The organism is Cellvibrio sp., from assembly GCF_053579595.1.
This window is the reverse complement of record NZ_JBRFPI010000543.1, coordinates 1-590: the sequence shown is the minus strand read 5'-3', so window position 1 is coordinate 590 and position 590 is coordinate 1. Positions and strand designations below refer to the sequence as shown.

1 protein-coding gene is annotated in these 590 nt (G+C 47.6%); it reads left to right on the top strand.

Annotated elements, in window-relative coordinates; all coding sequences use genetic code 11:
• Positions 1–590, top strand: a 590-nt coding sequence (locus tag ACWA6V_RS20910) for a flagellar motor switch protein FliG (protein WP_449524296.1), incomplete at both ends; no start/stop codon positions are given.

The window sequence follows — 590 nt, the reverse complement described above, 5'->3', positions numbered from 1 at the left end:
GTGGGTGCTGATAATTACATCCGCAAAATGCTGGTCACTGCGTTAGGTGAAGATAAAGCGAATAGTTTGATTGACCGTATTTTGATTGGTGGAAATACCACAGGTCTGGATACGCTCAAATGGATGGAGGCGCGTTCCGTTGCCGATATTATTCGCAACGAACACCCGCAGATTCAGGCGATTGTGATCGCTTATCTGGATTCAGATCAATCCGCTGAAATCTTGGGATATTTTCCTGAGAAAGTTCGCCTCGATATTATGATGCGCGTCGCCTCGCTGGACACCGTACAGCCGAGCGCCTTGCAAGAATTGAACGATATTCTGGAAAAACAATTCTCGGGCAATGCGGCATCGCAAACCAAAGCCATGGGTGGTTACAAAGTGGCGGCGGAAATTATGAACAATCTGGATGGTTCTATTGAAGCCGAATTGATGGAAGGCATCAAAGAAATCGACGAGGATATGGGCAACCAAATCCAGGATCTGATGTTCGTATTCGAAAACCTCAAAGAGGTGGACGACCGCGGCATTCAAGCGCTGCTGCGCGAAGTATCTTCCGATGTATTGGTGGTTGCACTCAAAGGTGCAGA